The following is a 16,170-nucleotide window of genomic DNA, read 5'->3' as shown; positions in this document are numbered from 1 at the left end:
TGTTTCGCCGCAGGGCGCGCCTAGCGGTTGCGGCCGGGGCGCGCCATCCAGTCCGACCGGTTGCCGCGGGAGGCCGCCTCGCCGACCTGGATCCGCTGCAGTTCCGCCGAGCGCGAGGCGATCCAGCCGGCATGCTCGGCCACCGGCGTCACGGCGGTGAAGCCGCCGCAGGCGGTGCGGCGCGTGCCCTGCTGCAGGGCCCCGCTCGACCAGCTCACCACGCCGACGATCCGGTAGCCGCCGGGGCCTCCGGTCAGGATCGGGCCACCGGAATCGCCCAGGCAGGCACCGGCGCCCGAGGTCTCGGCCATGCGCCGCCGGTCGGTCACGACGGTCACCCGGTTGGCGACCTGCAGGGAGCCGATCGACACGAGATGGGCGAGACGCAGGACCCGCGCCGAGTTCCGCCGGTTCTCCGCCACCACGCCGAAGCCCGCGATGTCCACCGGCTCGCCGTTGCTGATCGAGCCGGCGCCCCGGGGATCGAGGGGCACGTAGTCGTTGCCGAGCGGCTGCTCGAGCTTGAGCAGCGCCAGATCGACGCCGGGCTGATCCTCGGGGGTCGTGCCGGGCACGAAGTCCGGGTGCATGGAGGCGGCGATCACCGGGGTCCGGTGCTGCCGGAAGCTCCGGTCGACGCTGATCACCGTGTATCCGGCGGGGCGCATGACGCAGTGGGCGGCGCTGAGCACGAGGTCCGGGGCGATCAGCGTCCCCGAGCAGATCTCGCCCTCGGTGCTCTCGATGCGCACCACGAAGCTGCGCGCGCCGTTCGGATCCCGCGTCGTCGCGCCGTTGATCACCGCGGCGGCGGGCGTGGGGAGCAGGCCCGTCAGGGCGCCGAGCAACGACACGCCGAGCAGGCCGCCCCACAAGCCGCCCCTCAGGCCGCCGCGCAGGCTGCGCTCGCGGGGGCCGGCCGTCCGGATCGGGCGAGGGGACATCGGGATCTCCGGGCGCGCGCTCTGCGCGGGTGGGGGCGCCGGATGCGGGAGGCGGCGCGCGGTGAGCCTAGAGCAAGGCAAGTGCCCGGCCAAGCTGAGGTTCCCTGCGCACACGTCGCCGTGACGTTACTCCGTCCAGCGCGCGGTCCGGTTCCAGCCACCGAGCACGCGATCGATCCAGCCGCGCTGCGGCCCCGTCAGGATGCCCTGGGTCAGGCCGCCGCAGGCGCCGCCGATCCAGGCCGACAGCGCCAGGACGGCCCCGTCCGGTCCCGCGATCGGGCCGCCGGAATCCCCCTGGCAGGCGCCGCCGCCCGTGCCCTTCAGCCAGACCAGGACCCGGCTCGGCCCGTAGGGCTCGATCACCGGCAGCCCGACGCTGCGATAGGTGCCGGTGGAGCGCGGATCGCCGGGCTTGGCCGCGCCGTAGCCCGACAGGGTCAGGATCTCGCCCGCCCGGGCCGGGGCGGCGCTCAGGGTCACGGGCGCGAAGCGGGTCGGCAGCGGCGTCGCGGTGCGCAGCAGCGCGAGGTCGATGGAGCGCCGCCGGGCCGCGGCCGCACCGGGCGCGTAGCCCGGATGCAGCGCCTGCGCGGCGACGTCGACGAGGACCGGTTCGCCGGCGGCGTCGCGGAAATGGACGCGGTGCTCCCTTGCGTCGGCGAGGCAGTGGCCGGCGGTCAGCACCGTGTCGGGGGCGAGCACCACGCCGGTGCAGACGCCGCCCTTCGACGACAGGACCATCACGGCCCCGCCGGCCGGGGCCTCGGTGCCGCCGACCACCGCCTGCGCCGGGAGGGCGGCGAACGCCAGGATCGGCGCCAGGGCCGCCGCGAAGGCCGCCGCAAGGCTCCCCCCCGCCGGGTGGCGCACCGGGCGGCGCTTCGAGATCGGCATCGGACCACCTGCAGAGAGACGCGCGATGATCCCGTTACGCATCGAGGCCGCCGCCGTCGAGCCGGTGGGCGTGCCCGACCTGCGCGCCTACCTGCGGTTCGAGTCCGATGCGGGCGCCGACGAGGACGGGCTGCTCCAGGCCCTGATCGGTGCGGCGCGCGCGAGCCTGGAGATCGAGACCCGCCGGATCCTGATCCCCGGCCGCTACCGGATCGCCCTGTCCGCATGGCCGCCGGACGGGCAGGTGCCGCTGCCCCTGAGCCCCCTGGTCGCGCTCCTCCGCGCCGGCTTCGCGGAGGCTTCGGGGGGCGTCACCGACCTCGCCGCGGGGCTCGTGCGCCTCGGCCCCGATCCGGGCGAGGCGCCGTCCCTGCGCATCGATCCCGCCGTGCCGGATCCCGCCGGCCGCACGATCCTGATCGAGGTCGCGGCGGGATACGGCGGCGACGGGCCGCCGCTCCCCGAGCCTCTGCGCCTCGCGATCCTGCGTCTCGCCGCCGCCCGCTACGAGCATCGCGGCGACGAGCCCGATGCCGCCCGTACCGACGCGGCCGAACTCGCCGCGCCGTTCCGGCGGATGCGGCTCTGACACGGCTGTGACGCTCGCTCCCGGAGTTTCCCCGATGGCGTCCTCGTCCCAACACCCGCCCCTCGGCGCGCGGCGCCGCCGCTTCGTGCTCGAACGGCCCCTGGAAGAGCCGGACGGCTTCGGGGGCGTGCTGCGCCGCTACGTGGCCGGCCCGGTCCTGTGGGGGGCCCTAGCCCCGGCGGGGATGGCCGATCGCCCGGCGGGCGGCCGCACCGACACGCTGCCCGCCTACCGCGTCACCCTGCGGAGCCGGGCCGAGCTCGACCCGACCATGCGGCTCGCCGCCGGGCCCCGCCGCTTCGCGATCCGCGCCGTCACCGAGCCGGATGCGCGGGGCCGCGACCTGATCTGCCACGTCGAGGAACTGCCCCGGGAGGGCCGGTCGTGAGCGATCCGGGCCCGCTCCTGGCGCTCCGCGCCGGCCTGATCGGCCGCTTCGCCGCCGATGCCGCCCTGGCGGCCCTGCTGGGCGGCCGGGTCCGGCTCTACGACGAGCCGCCGCGGGGCACGCTCCCGGTCTATGCCCTGTTCGGCGACGCCGAGATCACGGACGATTCCGTCGACGGCGCCGAGCGCCACCGGCACAGCCACGCGATCGTGGTGATCGCTCAGGCCGGCTCGGTGCGCACCGCCCTCGACGCCGCGGCGCGGATGGCGGCCCTGCTGCAGGACGCCGCGACGCCGCCCGTCCTCCCCCTTGCGGGCTGCCGGCTCGTCACCCTGCGGGTGCGGGCCGTCCGCGCCCACCGCGACGCCCGGACCGGCGAGGCCCGCGCGAGCCTGACGGTCGAGGCCGTCACCGAGACCCTGTGAGGAGAAGGCCGATGGGCGCGCAGAAGGGCAAGGACCTGCTGATCCGGGCCGGCGACGGCGCGGGCGGCTTCACGGCGGTGGCGGGCCTGCGCAGCCGCCAGATCACCCTCAACGCCGAGACCGTCGACGTCACCAACGCCGATTCCGCCGGGCGCTGGCGCGAATTGCTGGCCGGCGCGGGGGTGCGCCGGGCCGCGATCGCCGGCTCCGGCGTGTTCCGCGACCAGGCGTCGGATGCGCGCCTGCGGCTGCTGTTCTTCGAGGGCGCGGTCGAGGTGTTCCAGATCGTGATCCCGGCCTTCGGGACCCTGGAGGGACCGTTCCAGATCGCGAGCCTCGAATACCGGGGCGACCATGCCGGCGAGGTGACCTTCGACATGAGCCTCGAATCCGGCGGCGCACTCGCCTTCGCGGCGGCCTGAATCCCATGGCCAACCGGATCCGCGGCGAGGTGCCGCTCGACCTCGGCGGGCAGCGCTACACCCTCTGCCTCACCCTCGGGGCGCTGGCCGAGCTGGAGACCGCGCTCCAGGCCGGCGATCTTGCGGGCCTCGCCGCGCGCTTCGCGGGCGGGCGCGTCTCGGCCCGCGACCTGATCGCCCTTCTGGGCGTCGCCCTGCGGGGCGGCGGCCACGATCTCGACGACGCGGCGGTGGCGCGGCTGCCCCTGGCGGGGGGGCTCGATGCCGTCTCGGCCGCCCTGGGGGACGTCCTGGCGGCCGCCTTCGGGGAGGCGCCGGGCCCGGCAAACCCTCCCTAGAGCCGGATGCGGATCTGCCGCCGCGTCCGGCTCCGGGCCGCTTCCCCTGGGACGACGCCCTGGCCCTCGGCCTCGGCGCTCTGGGCTGGCGACCCCGCGATTTCTGGTCGGCGACCCCGCGCGAATTCGCCGCCGCGCTCGGCCGGCGCGGCGGGCCGGAGCCGCTGACCCGCGCCGCCTTCGCGCGGCTGCTCGCCGCCTATCCCGATCCGACATGAGGCGCCCCGATGGCCGAGAGCGAGACCGACACCCAGGCCGACGACCGGATCAGGCAGCTCGAGACCCTCGACCGCTTGGCGCAGACTTTCGGCCGCAGCCTCGACACGGCCCTGACCCGCGGGGCCGCCTCCGGTCGCAGCCTCGACGGGGTGCTGGGCACGATCGGGGCGCGCCTCGCCGGCGTGGCGGCGCGGGCGGCGGCCGGGCCGATCCAATCGGGCGTCACGGGCCTCATCGGCGCGATGCTGGGCTCGGGCTCGGAGACCGGCTTCGCCCGGGGCGGCGTGTTCCGGGGCGGCCGCGTCCAGCCCTTCGCCGCCGGCGGTGTCGTGGCCGCACCGACCTACTTCCCAATGGCGGGGGGCGCCGGCCTCATGGGCGAGGCCGGCCCCGAGGCGATCCTGCCCCTGGGCCGCGGTCCGGACGGGCGGCTCGGCGTCGCCGCGGGCGGCGCTCAGGCCCGGCCGGTCTCCGTGACCGTCAACATCGCGACTCCCGACCCGGGAGCTTTCCGCCGCTCCGAGGCCCAGGTGACCGCGAGCCTCGCCCGGGCGGTGGCGCGCGGCCAGCGGGCGACGTGAGGGATCCCGCCGCCGACGCCCCGCTCCAACCGCCGAGTTCGCCATGGCCGACGACTTCCACGAGGTGCTGTTCCCCCTCGACGTGTCCCTGCGCGCGAGCGGCGGCCCGCAGCGGCTCACCGAGATCGTGACCCTGGCCTCGGGCCGGGAGCACCGGAACGGCCGCTGGGCCGATTCCCGCCGCCGCTACGATGCCGGGTTCGGCATGCGCGGCCTCGACGCGCTGCATACCGTGCTCGCCTTCTTCGAGGAGCGGCGCGGGCGGCTCTACGGCTTCCGGTTCCGCGACCGGGTCGACGGCCGCTCCGGGCCGCCCGGCCGGCCGATCGGGCCCCTCGACCAGCCTCTCGGCACGGGTGACGGCACCGCGACCGCCTTCCCCCTGGTGAAGACCTACGGCGCCGGTCTCGCGCCCTATCGCCGCCGGATCGCCAAGCCGGTGGCGGGCAGCGTCCGGGTGGCGGTCTCGGGCCGGGAGATCGAACCCGGCGCCTTCGCCTGCGATCCGACCACCGGTCTCGTCACCTTCGCCTCCGGCCAAGTCCCGCCCCCGGGCGCCGCGGTGACGGCGGGCTTCGCCTTCGACGTTCCGGTCCGCTTCGACACCGACGCGCTGACCATCGACCTCGCCGCCTTCACGGCCGGGGAGATCCCGAAGGTGCCGCTCGTCGAGATCGTGCCCTGAGGAGGCGTGAGGCCATGCGCGACATCCCGGAGGCCTTCGCGGCCCATCTCGCGGGCGGCGTGACCACCCTGTGCCGCTGCTGGTCCCTCCGGCGGCGCGACGGGCTCGCCCTCGGCTTCACCGACCACGACCGCGACCTGACCGTCGCGGGCCTCGTCCACGCCGCCCGCACCGGGCTGGAGGCGGCCGAGGCCAGCGCCGAACTCGGCTTCGCGGTCTCGGGCGGCGACGTGGCCGGGGCGCTCAGCAGCCTCGGCCTCACCGAGGCGGACATCGCCGGCGGCCTCTACGACGGCGCCGCGGTGGAGACCTGGCTGGTGGACTGGACCAACCCCGAGACGCGGCTTCTCATCGACGTCGCCACCATCGGCGAGGTGCGCCGGGATGGGGACGCCTTCGTGGCGGAGCTGCGCGGCCTCGCCCACCGGCTCGGTGCCGAGCGGGGCCGCACCTATCGGGCGACCTGCGGTGCCGATCTCGGTGATGCGCGCTGCCGGGTGGACCGCGCCGCGTGGACGACCACCGGCCGGGTGACCGGCGTGCCGGAGCCGGCCACGCTCGCGGCGACGCTCGTCGGCGCCTTCGCGGATGGCCTGTTCACCGGCGGGCGGCTCACCTGGACCGCGGGGGCCAATGCCGGGCTCGCGGCGGATCTGCGCCTCCAGCTCGGGTCCCTGATCGAGCTCTGGACCGTGCCGCCCCGGCCGATCGCCGTCGGCGACGGCTTCAGCCTCACGGCCGGGTGCGACAAGCGCCTCGCCACGTGCCGCGACCGCTTCGCCAATGCGGTCAATTTCCAGGGCTTCCCGCACATGCCCGGCAACGACGCGGTGATGCGCGCGGTGCCGGGCTCCGACCACGTCCTCGATGGCGGGAGCCTGTTCCGATGAGCGCGATGCGGCGGGATATCGGTGTTGCGGCGCTCGGCGAGGCGCGCCTGTGGCTGGGCACGCCCTACCGGCATCAGGCCTCGCTCCGGGGCGTAGGGTGCGACTGCCTGGGCTTGCTGCGCGGGGTCTGGCGCGGGCTCTACGGGGACGAGCCGGAGGGGCCGCCCCCCTATTCGGGAACCTGGGCGGAATCGGCCGCGCCCGGGACCGACCCCCTCACCGAAGCGGCCGCCCGCCACCTCGTGCCGGTGCCGGGACCCCTGGCGGATCTGGCGCCGCGGGCGGGCGACGTCCTGCTCTTCGCCTTCCGCCGCCACCTGCCGGCGCGCCACTGCGCCATCGCCACCGGCGACGGCGCCATGATCCATGCCCACGACGGCGCGGTGGTCGCCGAGGTGGCGCTCACCGGCTGGTGGCGTCGGCACGTGACGGGGGTGTTCCGGTTTCCGGACGTCCCGTCGGGCCGCCGCGGCGTCGCCGAGTCCGACCTGCGGCCCGGCCGCGGTGCGCATCGAGACCGCCGAGTCGATGGCGAACAGGTCGATCTCGGAGCCCCGCCATGGCGACGCTGATCCTGTCCTCGGCCGGCGCGGCCGTGGGCACCGCCCTCGGCGGTCCGATCGGCGGCATGGTCGGCCGGGCGCTCGGCTCGGTCGCGGGCGCGGCGCTGGGCGGCGCCCTGTCGGGGTCCGGGCAATCTACGCGCTTCGTCGAAGGGCCGCGGCTCGCCGACGTGGCCGGGCTCACCTCCACCGAGGGCGATCCGATCCCGCGGGTCTACGGCCGGGCGCGGATCGGCGGCACCCTGATCTGGGCGACCCGTCCGCTGGAGGTCGCCGACACCGCGGTGCAGCGCGCCGCCGCGCCCGCCAAGGCCATGGGCGGCCTGACGGGCGGCCAAAGGACCGTCACGACCCGCTACACCTACTTTGCCAACCTCGCGGTCGGTCTGTGCGAGGGCGAGATCGCCTTCGTCCGCCGGATCTGGGCGGACGGCAAGGAGATCGACCAGGTCGGCCTGAACCTTCGGGTCCATACCGGCGGCCCCGGCCAGGAGCCCGACCCGCTCATCGTCGCCAAGGAGGGGGCTGAGAACGCGCCGGCCTATCGCGGCCTCGCCTATGTGGTGTTCGAGAACCTGCCGCTCGCCGCCTTCGGCAACCGCGTCCCGCAATTCGCCTTCGAGGTGATCCGCCCGGTCAACGGCCTGTTCGGCCGGGTGCGGGCCGTCGACCTGATCCCCGGCGCCAGCGAGTTCGGCCTCGATCCGGACCGGGTCACCGTCGATCTCGGGCTCGGCCGGACCGAGGCCGCCAACCGGCACCAGCTCCAGCGCGGCACCGACGTCGTCGCCTCCCTCGACGCCCTCCAGGCGCTCTGCCCGAACCTGCGCCGGGTCGCCGTGGTGGCGACGTGGTTCGGCACCGACCTGCGGGCGGGATCCTGCCGGGTCGTGCCGAAGGTCGAGGCCGCCCACAAGCGCGCCCTGCCGGAGGATTGGCGCGTTGCCGGGATCGCCCGCGACCGGGCCGAGGTGGTCTCGACCCTGCCGGACGGCAGCCCGGCCTATGGCGGCAGCCCCGCGGATGCGGGCCTGACCCGGCTGGTGGCCGAGCTGGCGCGCCGGGGGCTCGCGGTGTCGCTCTATCCGTTCGTCATGATGGACGTGCCGGCCGGCAACGCGCTGCCCGACCCGCACGTCCCCGGCGCCGCGCAGCCCGCCTATCCCTGGCGCGGCCGCATCACCTGCGATCCGGCCCCGGGCTGCCCAAGAAGCCCGGACGGGACCGCCGCGGCCGACGCGCAGGTCGCGGCCTTCTTCGCGGGCGGGTACCGCGCCGCTCTGCTCCACTACGCCGGCCTCGCGGCCGGCTGGGCGGCCTCCGGGGTGCCGCTCGCGGCCTTCGTGATCGGCAGCGAGCTCGTCGGCCTCACCCGGGTGCGCGGCGCCGCCGGCTACCCGGCCGTGGACGCCCTGCGCGACCTCGCCGCCGCGCTCCGCGAACGCCTCGGCCCGGCGGTCACCCTGGTCTACGGCGCCGACTGGACCGAGTACGGCGCCCATGTCCGCGACGGCGGCGCCACGGTGCGCTTCCCCCTGGACGCGCTGTTCGCCGATCCGAACATCGGCGCCGTCGGGATCGACTGGTACCCGCCCGTCTCCGACTGGCGCGACGACCCGGACCATGCCGACCTCGCGGTGACCGGCGACATCGCCGACCGGGCCTATCTGAAGGCCCGGGGCGCGTCCGGCGAGGCCTTCGACTGGTACTACGCCGACGCGAAGGACCGCGCCGCCCAGGCCCGCCGGCCGATCACCGACGGCGCCGCCGGCAAGCCGTGGCTCTACCGGGCCAAGGATCTCGTCGCGTGGTGGTCGAGCCCGCACATGGAGCGCGACGGCGGCGTCGAGACCCGCAGCACCGCCTGGGTGCCGGCCGGCAAGCCGATCTGGCTCACCGAGATCGGCGTGCCGGCGGTGGACAAGGGCACCAACGGCCCCAACGTCTTCCCGGACCCGAAATCCTCCGAGAGCGCCTTCCCGCCGGAATCCCGGGCCCTGCGGGACGAGCTGATCCAGCTCCGCGGTCTGGAAGCCGTGATCGCCCGGTTCGACCCGGCCGTGCCGGGCTTCCGGGAGGCCGACAACCCGGTCTCGCCGGTCTATGGCGGCCGCATGGTCGATCCCGACGGGATCTTCGTCTGGGCCTGGGACGCGCGGCCCTTCCCGGCCTTCCCGACGGTGCGGGGCGTCTGGGCCGACAACGCCAACTGGCGGGTGGGCCACTGGATCACCGGCCGGATCGAAGGCTGCGACCTCGACCTGCTGGTCCTGAGGATCCTCGCGGATTTCGGCTTCGACGCGCCGGTCTCCGTGGAGGCCGCCGCCTATCTCGACGGCTACGTGATCGACCGGCCGCTCACGGCACGCGGCGCTCTGGAGACTCTGGCGCAGGTCTACGGCCTCGACGTCTCGGCGGTGGCCGGGACCCTGCGCCTGCGCGGTCCCCGCCGCGACCGGCCCGTGGCCCTGGCCGAGCCCGACCTCGTCCGGCTGTCGGAGGACCGGCCGGTCCTGCACCAGGTCCGGGCCGAGGAGAGCGCCCTGCCGCGCTCCGTGGAGCTCGGGATCACCGAATCCGAGAGCCCGGATTACCGACGCGCCACGGCGGCGGCCGTGCGGCCCGCCGGCCTGCGGCGGCGCGAGACCCGGATCGAGTCGGCGATCGTCACCCGCCGCGAGACCGGCGACGGGCTCGCGGAGGCGCTGCTCGACCGGCTGATCGCGGGCCGCGACAGCGCGGTGTTCACCGTGAGCCCGCGCCGGGTCGAGCTGGAGCCCGGCGACCTCCTGGCGGTGCCCTGCGCGGTGCCGGGCGGCACGGTCCTGCGCCGGATCGACCGGATCGACGACGCGCCCACGGGCCGCCGGATCGAGGCGAGCGGCGTGCCGCCCCGGGCGAGACCCGGGCGCGGGCTGCCTCGCCAGATGGCCCAGGCGGCGGTGGCGCCGCCCGCCTTTCCGGGACCGCCGCTCGCCCTGGCCCTCGACCTGCCGGTCGACCGCGGCAGCCCGACCGTCCTGCAATACGCCGCGGTGGCGGCCGAACCCTGGCCCGGCGCGGTCGCGATCTGGCGCGCGGCGGGCGACGGACCGCTTGCCCTGCACCGCGTTGTCGACTACCCGGCCTGCCTCGGGCGCACCCTGTCGGCGCTGCCGGCCGGCCCGCTCTGGCGGATCCAGCGGGGTGTGCATCTCGACGTCGCCCTGCGGCGCAGCGCGGCCCTCGCGTCGATCGGGGAGGGCGCGATGCGCGCCGGGGGCAACCTGTTCGCCCTGCTCGGCGCGGATGGCGCCGTGGAGCTGCTCTGCGCGGCGAACGCGCTGCTGACCGGGCCCGACACCTACCGGCTGTCCGGCTTCCTGCGCGGGCTCGCCGGAAGCGAGGCGGCGGCGGGGCGCGTCAGCCCGGCGGGGAGCCTGATCGTGCGCCTCGACGACGGCGCCGTGACGCCCCTGATCGACCGGCTGGACGAGGTCGGCCGCGCCTTCCGCTACCGGATCGGGCCTGCGGACAGCGATCCGGCCGATCCGGCCTTCACCGAGATTACCGCCACGGCCGGCCTCGCGGCGCTCACGCCGCTGCGGCCGGTCCACCTGCGGGCGCGGCGCGGCGCGGATGGCGTGCGGCTCTCCTGGATCCGCCGGGCCCGCCGCGACGGCGACGCCTGGGAGCCGGCCGAGATCCCGCTCGACGAGCCGGAGGCCTACGCGGTGACGCTGTTCTCGGCCGCCGGCACGGCCCTGCGCACGCTCCGGGCCGAGGCCCAGCACTGCATCTACGCGGACGAGGCGGCCGATTTCGGCGGGGCCCAGGCGCATCTCGACGTCGCCGTGGCGCAGATCGGGCAGGTCGCCGGCCCCGGCCCCGCCTGTCGTGCCCGCATCCCCGTCCGCACGGCCTGACCGCCCGGGAGTTGCCCCATGTCCGACGCCACGCCCCATCTCGGCCTGCCGCTGATCGCCGCCAGCCAGGCGCAGAAGCACGTCACCCACAACGAAGCGCTCGGCCTTCTCGACGCCCTCGTCCAGCTGGCCTGCCTGGACAAGGACCTCACCGCGCCGCCGCCGAGCCCCGCGGAGGGCGACCGCTACCTCGTGGTCGCCACCGAGCCCGGGGGCGCCTGGGCGGGGCTCGCCGGACAGGTGGTGCGCTACGGCGACGGCGTCTGGACCGGCGCGGTGCCGCGGGCCGGCTGGCTCGCCTGGCTGATCGACGAGGCCGACCTCTACGTCTTCGACGGCGCGGCCTGGACGAGCTTGAGCCGGACGCTGACGGCGATCCAGAGCGTCAGCCGCCTCGGGATCAACACGGGGGCGGACGCCACCAACCGCCTCGCCGTCAAGGCCGATGCCGCGCTCCTGACCTGGGACGACGCCACGCCGGGCAGCGGCGACATGCGGGTGTTCGTCAACCGCAAGGCCGCCGCCCGCGACGCCGCTCTGGTCTTCGAGACCGGCTACGCGGCGCGGGCGATGCTGGGCACCCTCGGGAGCGACGACTTCAGCCTGAAGGTCTCGCCCGACGGGTCCGCCTTCGCCACGGCGCTCACCGCCTCGGCCCGGACTGGCGGGATCGACTTCGCCTCGGCCGAGACGGCGCTCGCGGCCGCCCCCACCACCGACCTCGGCGGTGCGGGCACGCGGCGGGTCCTCGTCACCGGCGCGGCACGGATCGCGAGCTTCGGCGCCGCGGCCGACCGGGAGCGGTTCGTGCGCTTCTCGGGGGCCGCGACCCTGGTCCACGATCCTGAGGCGCTGGCGCTGCCGACCCGGGCCGATCTCGTCACGGCCCCCGACGACACCTGCATCGCCGCCTCGGACGCGGCGGGCTGCTGGCGCGTGCACCACTACCAGCGCGCCGACGGGACGCCGCTCGCCACCGGCGCGCAGGTGCTCGGCGCGACTGGGTCGGTCCGGCTCCCGGGCGGCCTGATCGTGCAATGGGGGCTCGTCACCGCCGCCGACGCGGACGTCGCGGTGGCGTTCGGCACCGCCTTCCCGGGGAGCTGCCTCGGGGTCTGGGCGCAGCCGGTCGCCGGCGCCGCGCTCTACGCCGCGCAGGTCAGCGATGTGGCAGTCGCCGGTTTCACGCTCCGCACCCGTCGCGCGACGGCCGGTTCGGTGGCGGGCGCCGGGTCGGTGCCGACCTACTGGCTCGCGCTGGGTGCGTGAGCGCCTGACCCTGCGGGTCCGTCGCGGCCGCGTCCGCTGTCAGTCCGGGACTGCGCCGAGGGCCCGCAGCATGACTGGCTCCACAGCCGCGTACCCCGCCCCGTTGAGGTGGATGCCGTCGTCGGTGAGATCCCGCCGGAGCGCCCCCTCCGCCGTGGCGAGCGCCGGCCCGTAATCGACGAGGCGGGCGGGGCCCGCCGCGCAATAGCTGCGCAGCCATCCGTTCAGGGTGCGGATCCGCGCCACCGGGCGCAACTCGGGGCGCCAGCCCCAGAAGTCGCTCGGCATCACGGTGCCGATGGTGAGCGGCAGACCGGCCGCGAAGGCCATCCGCCCCATGGCGATGATGTTCTGGGCGATCGCCCGGTCCGGGACCGGGCCGCCGATCTCCGCGATGTCGTTGATCCCGCAGAGCAGGTGGACGCCGCGCGCATCCGCGGTGTCCCGGAGGAAGCGCGCCCGGATCTGCGCGCTCGTCTCGCCCGGCACCCCCCGGGCCACGAAGCCGTGTCGCGCGAAGGTCTCGGCCCGCACGACGCCCCAGGCGGCGGTGATCGAATCGCCGATGAACACGAGCGGCCGGTCCTGTCCGCGTCCCACACGTCCCCCATCGGCGCCGAGCCCGGGATCGGGCGGCGCCGCCTTAGCCCGGCGGGGTCGGGCACGCCACCGTCCGGAGCACGCCCATGTCGAGCCCCCTCCCGAATGCGCTGGATTCCTTCGCCGCCGCATGCCGCCGCCTCGGGCCGCGGCTGATGCGCGATCTCGGCCTGAGTGACGTCCAGGCCGCCGGGCTCCTGGGCAATCTCGGCCACGAGACCGGCGGGTTCCGCCACCTCCAGGAGATCGCCCCTGCGGTGCCCGGCTCCCGCGGCGGATGGGGGCTCGCCCAGTGGACCGGCCCCCGGCGCGTCGCCCTGGAGGCCTGGTGCCGGGCGCGCGGCCTTGATCCCGCCGATCCCGAAGCAAGCTACGGCTATCTCTGCGCCGAGCTGCGCACCACCGAGGCGCCGGCCCTCGCCGCCCTGCGAACCACGACGACCCTCGCGGCCGCCACCGAGACGGTCTGGCGGCGCTACGAGCGGCCGGGCGTCGTCGCCCCCGCGCGCCGCCTCGCCTGGGCCCGCCGGGCGCTCGCCGCCCTTCGCGACGGCCCCGCCGCTCCGGCACCGGCCCGGCGGCCCGGACGGGCCTGACCGGCCCCGTCGCACCCGATCCCGAGCCGGCCGGGTCCGCCGCGCGCATAGCCACGGAGATCGACGATGATGCACCGTATCCGGGCGGGCCTCGCCCTCGCCTGCACGAGCCTGTCGCTTGCCGCGCTCGCCGAGCCGGCCGCCGCCCGTTCCGCCACCGACCTGGCGATCCCGTGGGGCGACTGGCTGGTCGGCCTGCTCCAGCCGGTGACCGCCGCCCTCGTGCCCCTCGCCGCCGCCGCCGTCACCGCCGGCATCGCCCGGGTCGCGCCCTGGGCCGCCTCGGTGCTCACCCGCGATCGGATCGAGGCCGCGATCCGCGCCGGGGCCGAGTTCGGGCAGAATGCCGTGGCCGGGGCCGCCCGGGGCCGGACCGTCGGCGTCGATGTCGGCGCCGCAGTGGTGGCCGCCGGCGCCCGTCACGTGCTCGCGACCGCCCCCGCGCACGTCGTCCGGAAGGCGGGCGGGCCCGAGGGCGTCGCCGCGCGGATCTTCCGGGCGCTGCCCCTCGATCCGCAGGCGAGCGCCGCCAACGTCCTCGCCCCGGCGCTGACCCAACTGCGCGAGCCGGACAAGCGCCGCGGCTGAGGCCGACGCCCCGGGAGCCCGTGGAACAGGGATCGACGCCATGAACACCGCCCGCACCACGACCCGCAGGGCCTCGGGACGGGCGGTCGAGCCCCCCGAGGACGGGGCCGGTCCCGGCGTCGCGCTGGGCGGCCGGCCCCGGACGATCCGCTTCCCGCCCTTCTGGCACGCGTGGTTTGCGCGTCAGACCGAGCCGCGGCTCGCCGCCCTCGACGAGCTGGTCGACGCGCATGTCGAGCGCCGGGCGCTGCGCCGCTACCTGCGGCGGCTGAAGCACGCGACGGTGTTCGCCTTCGTCGCCGCGGCGGCGGCCGCGCACTGGTTCTCCGATCAGGTCGCGTGGCTCGCCGCGCATGTCCCGGCCCTGCGGGCCCTCTGGAAGCTGCTGACGGGAGCGTGAGATGCGTCTGCGCTGGGACAGGGTTCTCGACCGGGCCTGGCTCGCCCTGGCCGCCGCTACGGCGGTGACGGTCGCCGTCCACGAGGGCGGCGCGGTCGGCCGGCGCGCCTGGACGCTCGGGTCCGGCGGCGGCGCGCTGGCCGCGCCGGCGGGACCCGGCGGGGTCAACCCGCCGGCCCGCGCCGCCCTGGCCTGCGGGCCCGCCCCCGCTCCGTCGCCATGACGGCGGTCGACGCGCCTGTGCGAAGCGGCCCGCGGCGTGGAACCGGGCGCCGCCTCGGCCGTCATGTCGGCACGATGCCGTCCGCCGCCAGATCAACCGCGAAGGGAATGTCCGGACCGACGCCGACAACCGCCGGGGTTGACGCACGGCTACGTATTCAGGACGCATTCAGTGCCCTGGGCGCACATCGTTCGCCAATGCGCTACGCCATCGCCCTCGTCGCCATCAGCCTGACCGCCGCGGCCCTCGCCGCGGGCGGGTTCGGCTCCATGGCGGATGACGGGCCGGCCCCCCAGACGGGCGCCGTCTCCAGCCAGGCGCCGCTGCGCATCGAGAGCTGCCTGTCCCCCGCCGACCTGCGCGAGGAGGTCGGCGAGCGGCGGGTGATCCCGCCCGTGGCGGCGATCCGCGCGGCCCGCACGGTGATCCCCCGGGCCGAGATCCAGCGGGCGAGCCTCTGCCGTCACGAGGGCGGCCTCGTCTATATGCTCACCGCCTTGCGCCGGGACGGGCATTTCGTGCACGTGATCGTGGATGCGCGCACCGGCACCGTGGCGGGACAGTATTGAGCGGGCGCCGCAACCGTGTCGGAGGGGAGTAAGCCGTGCGACTGCTCGTCGTCGAGGATGACAAGGACATCAACCGGCAGGTCGTGGCCGCGCTGGAGGAGGCCGGCTACGTGGCCGACAAGGCCTATGACGGCGAGGAGGGCGGCTATCTCGGCGAGAGCGAGCCCTATGACGCCATCATCCTCGACATGGGCCTGCCCAAAGCCGACGGCGTCACGGTGCTCCAGAAGTGGCGCCGGGCCGGCGTGAAGACGCCGGTGATCATCCTCACCGCCCGGGACCGCTGGTCCGACAAGGTCGACGGTTTTGATGCCGGTGCCGACGACTACGTCACCAAGCCCTTCCACATGGAGGAGCTGATGGCCCGCGTCCGGGCGCTGCTGCGCCGCGCCGCCGGACACGCCACCAGCCAGATCGCCTGCGGGCCGGTCACCCTCGACACACGCTCCGGCAAGGTCTTCGTCGACGGCGCCCAGGTGAAGCTGACGAGCCACGAGTACCGGCTGCTCTCCTACCTGATGCACCATACCGGCCGGGTCGTGTCCCGGGCCGAACTCACCGAGCACCTCTACGATCAGGATTTCGACCGTGACTCGAACACGATCGAGGTGTTCGTGGGCCGCCTGCGCAAGAAGCTCGCGGTGGACCTGATCCAGACCGTGCGCGGCCTCGGCTATCTCGTGGATCCCAACCAGCCGCCGGCGCGGATGTGAGCGCGGCCGCACGTTCCGGCACGCTGCCGGCCGTCTTCATGCGCGGTGGCACCAGCAAGGCGCTGATGCTGCACCGCCGGGACGTACCGGGAGATGTCGCCGCCCGGGAGCCGGTCTTCCTCTCCACCATGGACAGTCCCGACCCGTTCGGGCGGCAGCTCAACGGCATGGGCGGGGGCGTCTCGTCGGTGTCGAAGACCTATGTGGTGGAGCGCTCCGCGCGGCCGGATGCCGACATCGACGACACCTTCTTGCAGGTCGTGGTTGGCGACGGCTGGCGGGTCGCGCGCGGCGCGTTCGTCCGCACGGCGCGCCCGCTGATGCGGGGCGCCGTGTTCGACGATGCGCCGCCGCCCGTCTGAGCGA

Annotated in this window: 22 protein-coding genes; 19 read left to right on the top strand and 3 right to left on the bottom strand. The window is 75.8% G+C overall.

Going from position 1 to position 16,170, the window contains the following annotated elements:
- Positions 1-20: 20 nt before the first annotated feature.
- Both A3862_RS06420 and A3862_RS06415 read right to left on the bottom strand, forming a co-directional pair.
- Entirely contained in the window at positions 21-944 is a 924-nt protein-coding gene (locus tag A3862_RS06420) for a S1 family peptidase (RefSeq protein ID WP_078947095.1), read from the bottom strand.
- 126 nt (positions 945-1,070) lie between these two features.
- The gene (locus A3862_RS06415; RefSeq protein ID WP_043760114.1) at positions 1,071-1,841 is read right to left on the bottom strand and encodes a S1 family peptidase; all 771 of its coding nucleotides are present in this window, start codon (positions 1,839-1,841) and stop codon (positions 1,071-1,073) included.
- Between the two features lie 25 nt (positions 1,842-1,866).
- Between A3862_RS06415 and A3862_RS06410 the strand changes: the two genes are divergently transcribed.
- Genes A3862_RS06410 through A3862_RS06355 form a run of 12 tightly spaced genes read left to right on the top strand, consistent with a single transcriptional unit; the run spans position 1,867 to position 12,115 of the window.
- A complete protein-coding gene (locus tag A3862_RS06410; RefSeq protein ID WP_043760115.1) occupies positions 1,867-2,430 on the top strand; it encodes a head-tail connector protein in 564 nt (187 codons plus the stop codon).
- 34 nt (positions 2,431-2,464) lie between these two features.
- On the top strand, positions 2,465-2,818 hold the full coding sequence (locus A3862_RS06405) for a head-tail adaptor protein (protein ID WP_043349544.1): 354 nt from the start codon (positions 2,465-2,467) through the stop codon (positions 2,816-2,818).
- Positions 2,815-3,243, top strand: a complete 429-nt coding sequence (gene gp17, locus A3862_RS06400) for a tail completion protein gp17 (RefSeq protein WP_043387353.1) — start codon at positions 2,815-2,817, stop codon at positions 3,241-3,243. The genes A3862_RS06405 and gp17 overlap by 4 nt, the downstream gene beginning before the upstream one ends.
- An 11-nt stretch (positions 3,244-3,254) precedes the next feature.
- On the top strand, positions 3,255-3,665 hold the full coding sequence (locus A3862_RS06395; RefSeq protein ID WP_043349538.1) for a phage major tail protein, TP901-1 family: 411 nt from the start codon (positions 3,255-3,257) through the stop codon (positions 3,663-3,665).
- Between the two features lie 5 nt (positions 3,666-3,670).
- Complete coding sequence (locus tag A3862_RS06390) at positions 3,671-4,003, top strand: gene transfer agent family protein (protein ID WP_043387351.1); 333 nt, start codon at positions 3,671-3,673, stop codon at positions 4,001-4,003.
- A 14-nt stretch (positions 4,004-4,017) separates the two neighbouring features.
- Positions 4,018-4,221 carry a phage tail assembly chaperone gene (locus A3862_RS06385; RefSeq protein WP_075382066.1) on the top strand — a complete coding sequence of 68 codons (204 nt, stop codon included), beginning with the start codon at positions 4,018-4,020 and terminating at the stop codon, positions 4,219-4,221.
- A 9-nt stretch (positions 4,222-4,230) separates the two neighbouring features.
- The gene (locus A3862_RS06380) at positions 4,231-4,803 is read left to right on the top strand and encodes a phage tail tape measure protein (RefSeq protein ID WP_043760119.1); all 573 of its coding nucleotides are present in this window, start codon (positions 4,231-4,233) and stop codon (positions 4,801-4,803) included.
- Between the two features lie 43 nt (positions 4,804-4,846).
- A complete protein-coding gene (locus A3862_RS06375; RefSeq protein WP_043760121.1) occupies positions 4,847-5,488 on the top strand; it encodes a DUF2460 domain-containing protein in 642 nt (213 codons plus the stop codon).
- A 14-nt stretch (positions 5,489-5,502) separates the two neighbouring features.
- Positions 5,503-6,378, top strand: coding sequence for a DUF2163 domain-containing protein (locus A3862_RS06370; protein WP_111473451.1), 876 nt, complete (start codon positions 5,503-5,505; stop codon positions 6,376-6,378).
- Positions 6,375-6,950, top strand: a complete 576-nt coding sequence (locus A3862_RS06365) for an NlpC/P60 family protein (protein WP_111473450.1) — start codon at positions 6,375-6,377, stop codon at positions 6,948-6,950. Before A3862_RS06370 ends, A3862_RS06365 begins: the two co-directional genes overlap by 4 nt.
- Complete coding sequence (locus tag A3862_RS06360; RefSeq protein WP_111473449.1) at positions 6,938-10,846, top strand: baseplate multidomain protein megatron; 3,909 nt, start codon at positions 6,938-6,940, stop codon at positions 10,844-10,846. The genes A3862_RS06365 and A3862_RS06360 overlap by 13 nt, the downstream gene beginning before the upstream one ends.
- A gap of 18 nt (positions 10,847-10,864) precedes the next feature.
- Positions 10,865-12,115 carry a DUF2793 domain-containing protein gene (locus A3862_RS06355; protein WP_111473448.1) on the top strand — a complete coding sequence of 417 codons (1,251 nt, stop codon included), beginning with the start codon at positions 10,865-10,867 and terminating at the stop codon, positions 12,113-12,115.
- 39 nt (positions 12,116-12,154) lie between these two features.
- Here the strand turns inward: A3862_RS06355 and A3862_RS06350 are convergent, their stop codons facing one another.
- Complete coding sequence (locus tag A3862_RS06350) at positions 12,155-12,715, bottom strand: GDSL-type esterase/lipase family protein (protein ID WP_236961821.1); 561 nt, start codon at positions 12,713-12,715, stop codon at positions 12,155-12,157.
- An 86-nt stretch (positions 12,716-12,801) separates the two neighbouring features.
- On the opposite strand from A3862_RS06350, the gene A3862_RS06345 reads away from it, so the two are divergent.
- The 7 genes from A3862_RS06345 (at position 12,802) to A3862_RS06315 (ending at position 16,166) form a co-directional block, all read left to right on the top strand.
- Positions 12,802-13,311, top strand: coding sequence for a phage tail tip lysozyme (locus A3862_RS06345; protein ID WP_111473447.1), 510 nt, complete (start codon positions 12,802-12,804; stop codon positions 13,309-13,311).
- Positions 13,312-13,377: 66 nt separating this feature from the next.
- Positions 13,378-13,899, top strand: a complete 522-nt coding sequence (locus tag A3862_RS06340) for a hypothetical protein (RefSeq protein ID WP_111473446.1) — start codon at positions 13,378-13,380, stop codon at positions 13,897-13,899.
- 40 nt (positions 13,900-13,939) lie between these two features.
- Positions 13,940-14,299, top strand: coding sequence for a hypothetical protein (locus tag A3862_RS06335; RefSeq protein WP_043387337.1), 360 nt, complete (start codon positions 13,940-13,942; stop codon positions 14,297-14,299).
- Position 14,300: 1 nt separating this feature from the next.
- Positions 14,301-14,522, top strand: coding sequence for a hypothetical protein (locus A3862_RS06330; RefSeq protein WP_075381255.1), 222 nt, complete (start codon positions 14,301-14,303; stop codon positions 14,520-14,522).
- Positions 14,523-14,719: 197 nt separating this feature from the next.
- Positions 14,720-15,091 carry a PepSY domain-containing protein gene (locus A3862_RS06325; RefSeq protein ID WP_043354854.1) on the top strand — a complete coding sequence of 124 codons (372 nt, stop codon included), beginning with the start codon at positions 14,720-14,722 and terminating at the stop codon, positions 15,089-15,091.
- Between the two features lie 35 nt (positions 15,092-15,126).
- Entirely contained in the window at positions 15,127-15,804 is a 678-nt protein-coding gene (locus A3862_RS06320; RefSeq protein ID WP_012321897.1) for a response regulator transcription factor, read from the top strand.
- Positions 15,801-16,166: a PrpF domain-containing protein gene (locus A3862_RS06315; protein WP_236961813.1), complete on the top strand. Its 366-nt coding sequence runs from the start codon at positions 15,801-15,803 to the stop codon at positions 16,164-16,166. Before A3862_RS06320 ends, A3862_RS06315 begins: the two co-directional genes overlap by 4 nt.
- Positions 16,167-16,170: the final 4 nt, after the last annotated feature.

This window comes from Methylobacterium sp. XJLW (assembly GCF_003254375.1).
Lineage (GTDB): Bacteria > Pseudomonadota > Alphaproteobacteria > Rhizobiales > Beijerinckiaceae > Methylobacterium > Methylobacterium fujisawaense.
The sequence above is the reverse complement of the archived record's forward strand: the minus strand, read 5'-3'. Positions and strand labels throughout refer to the sequence as shown.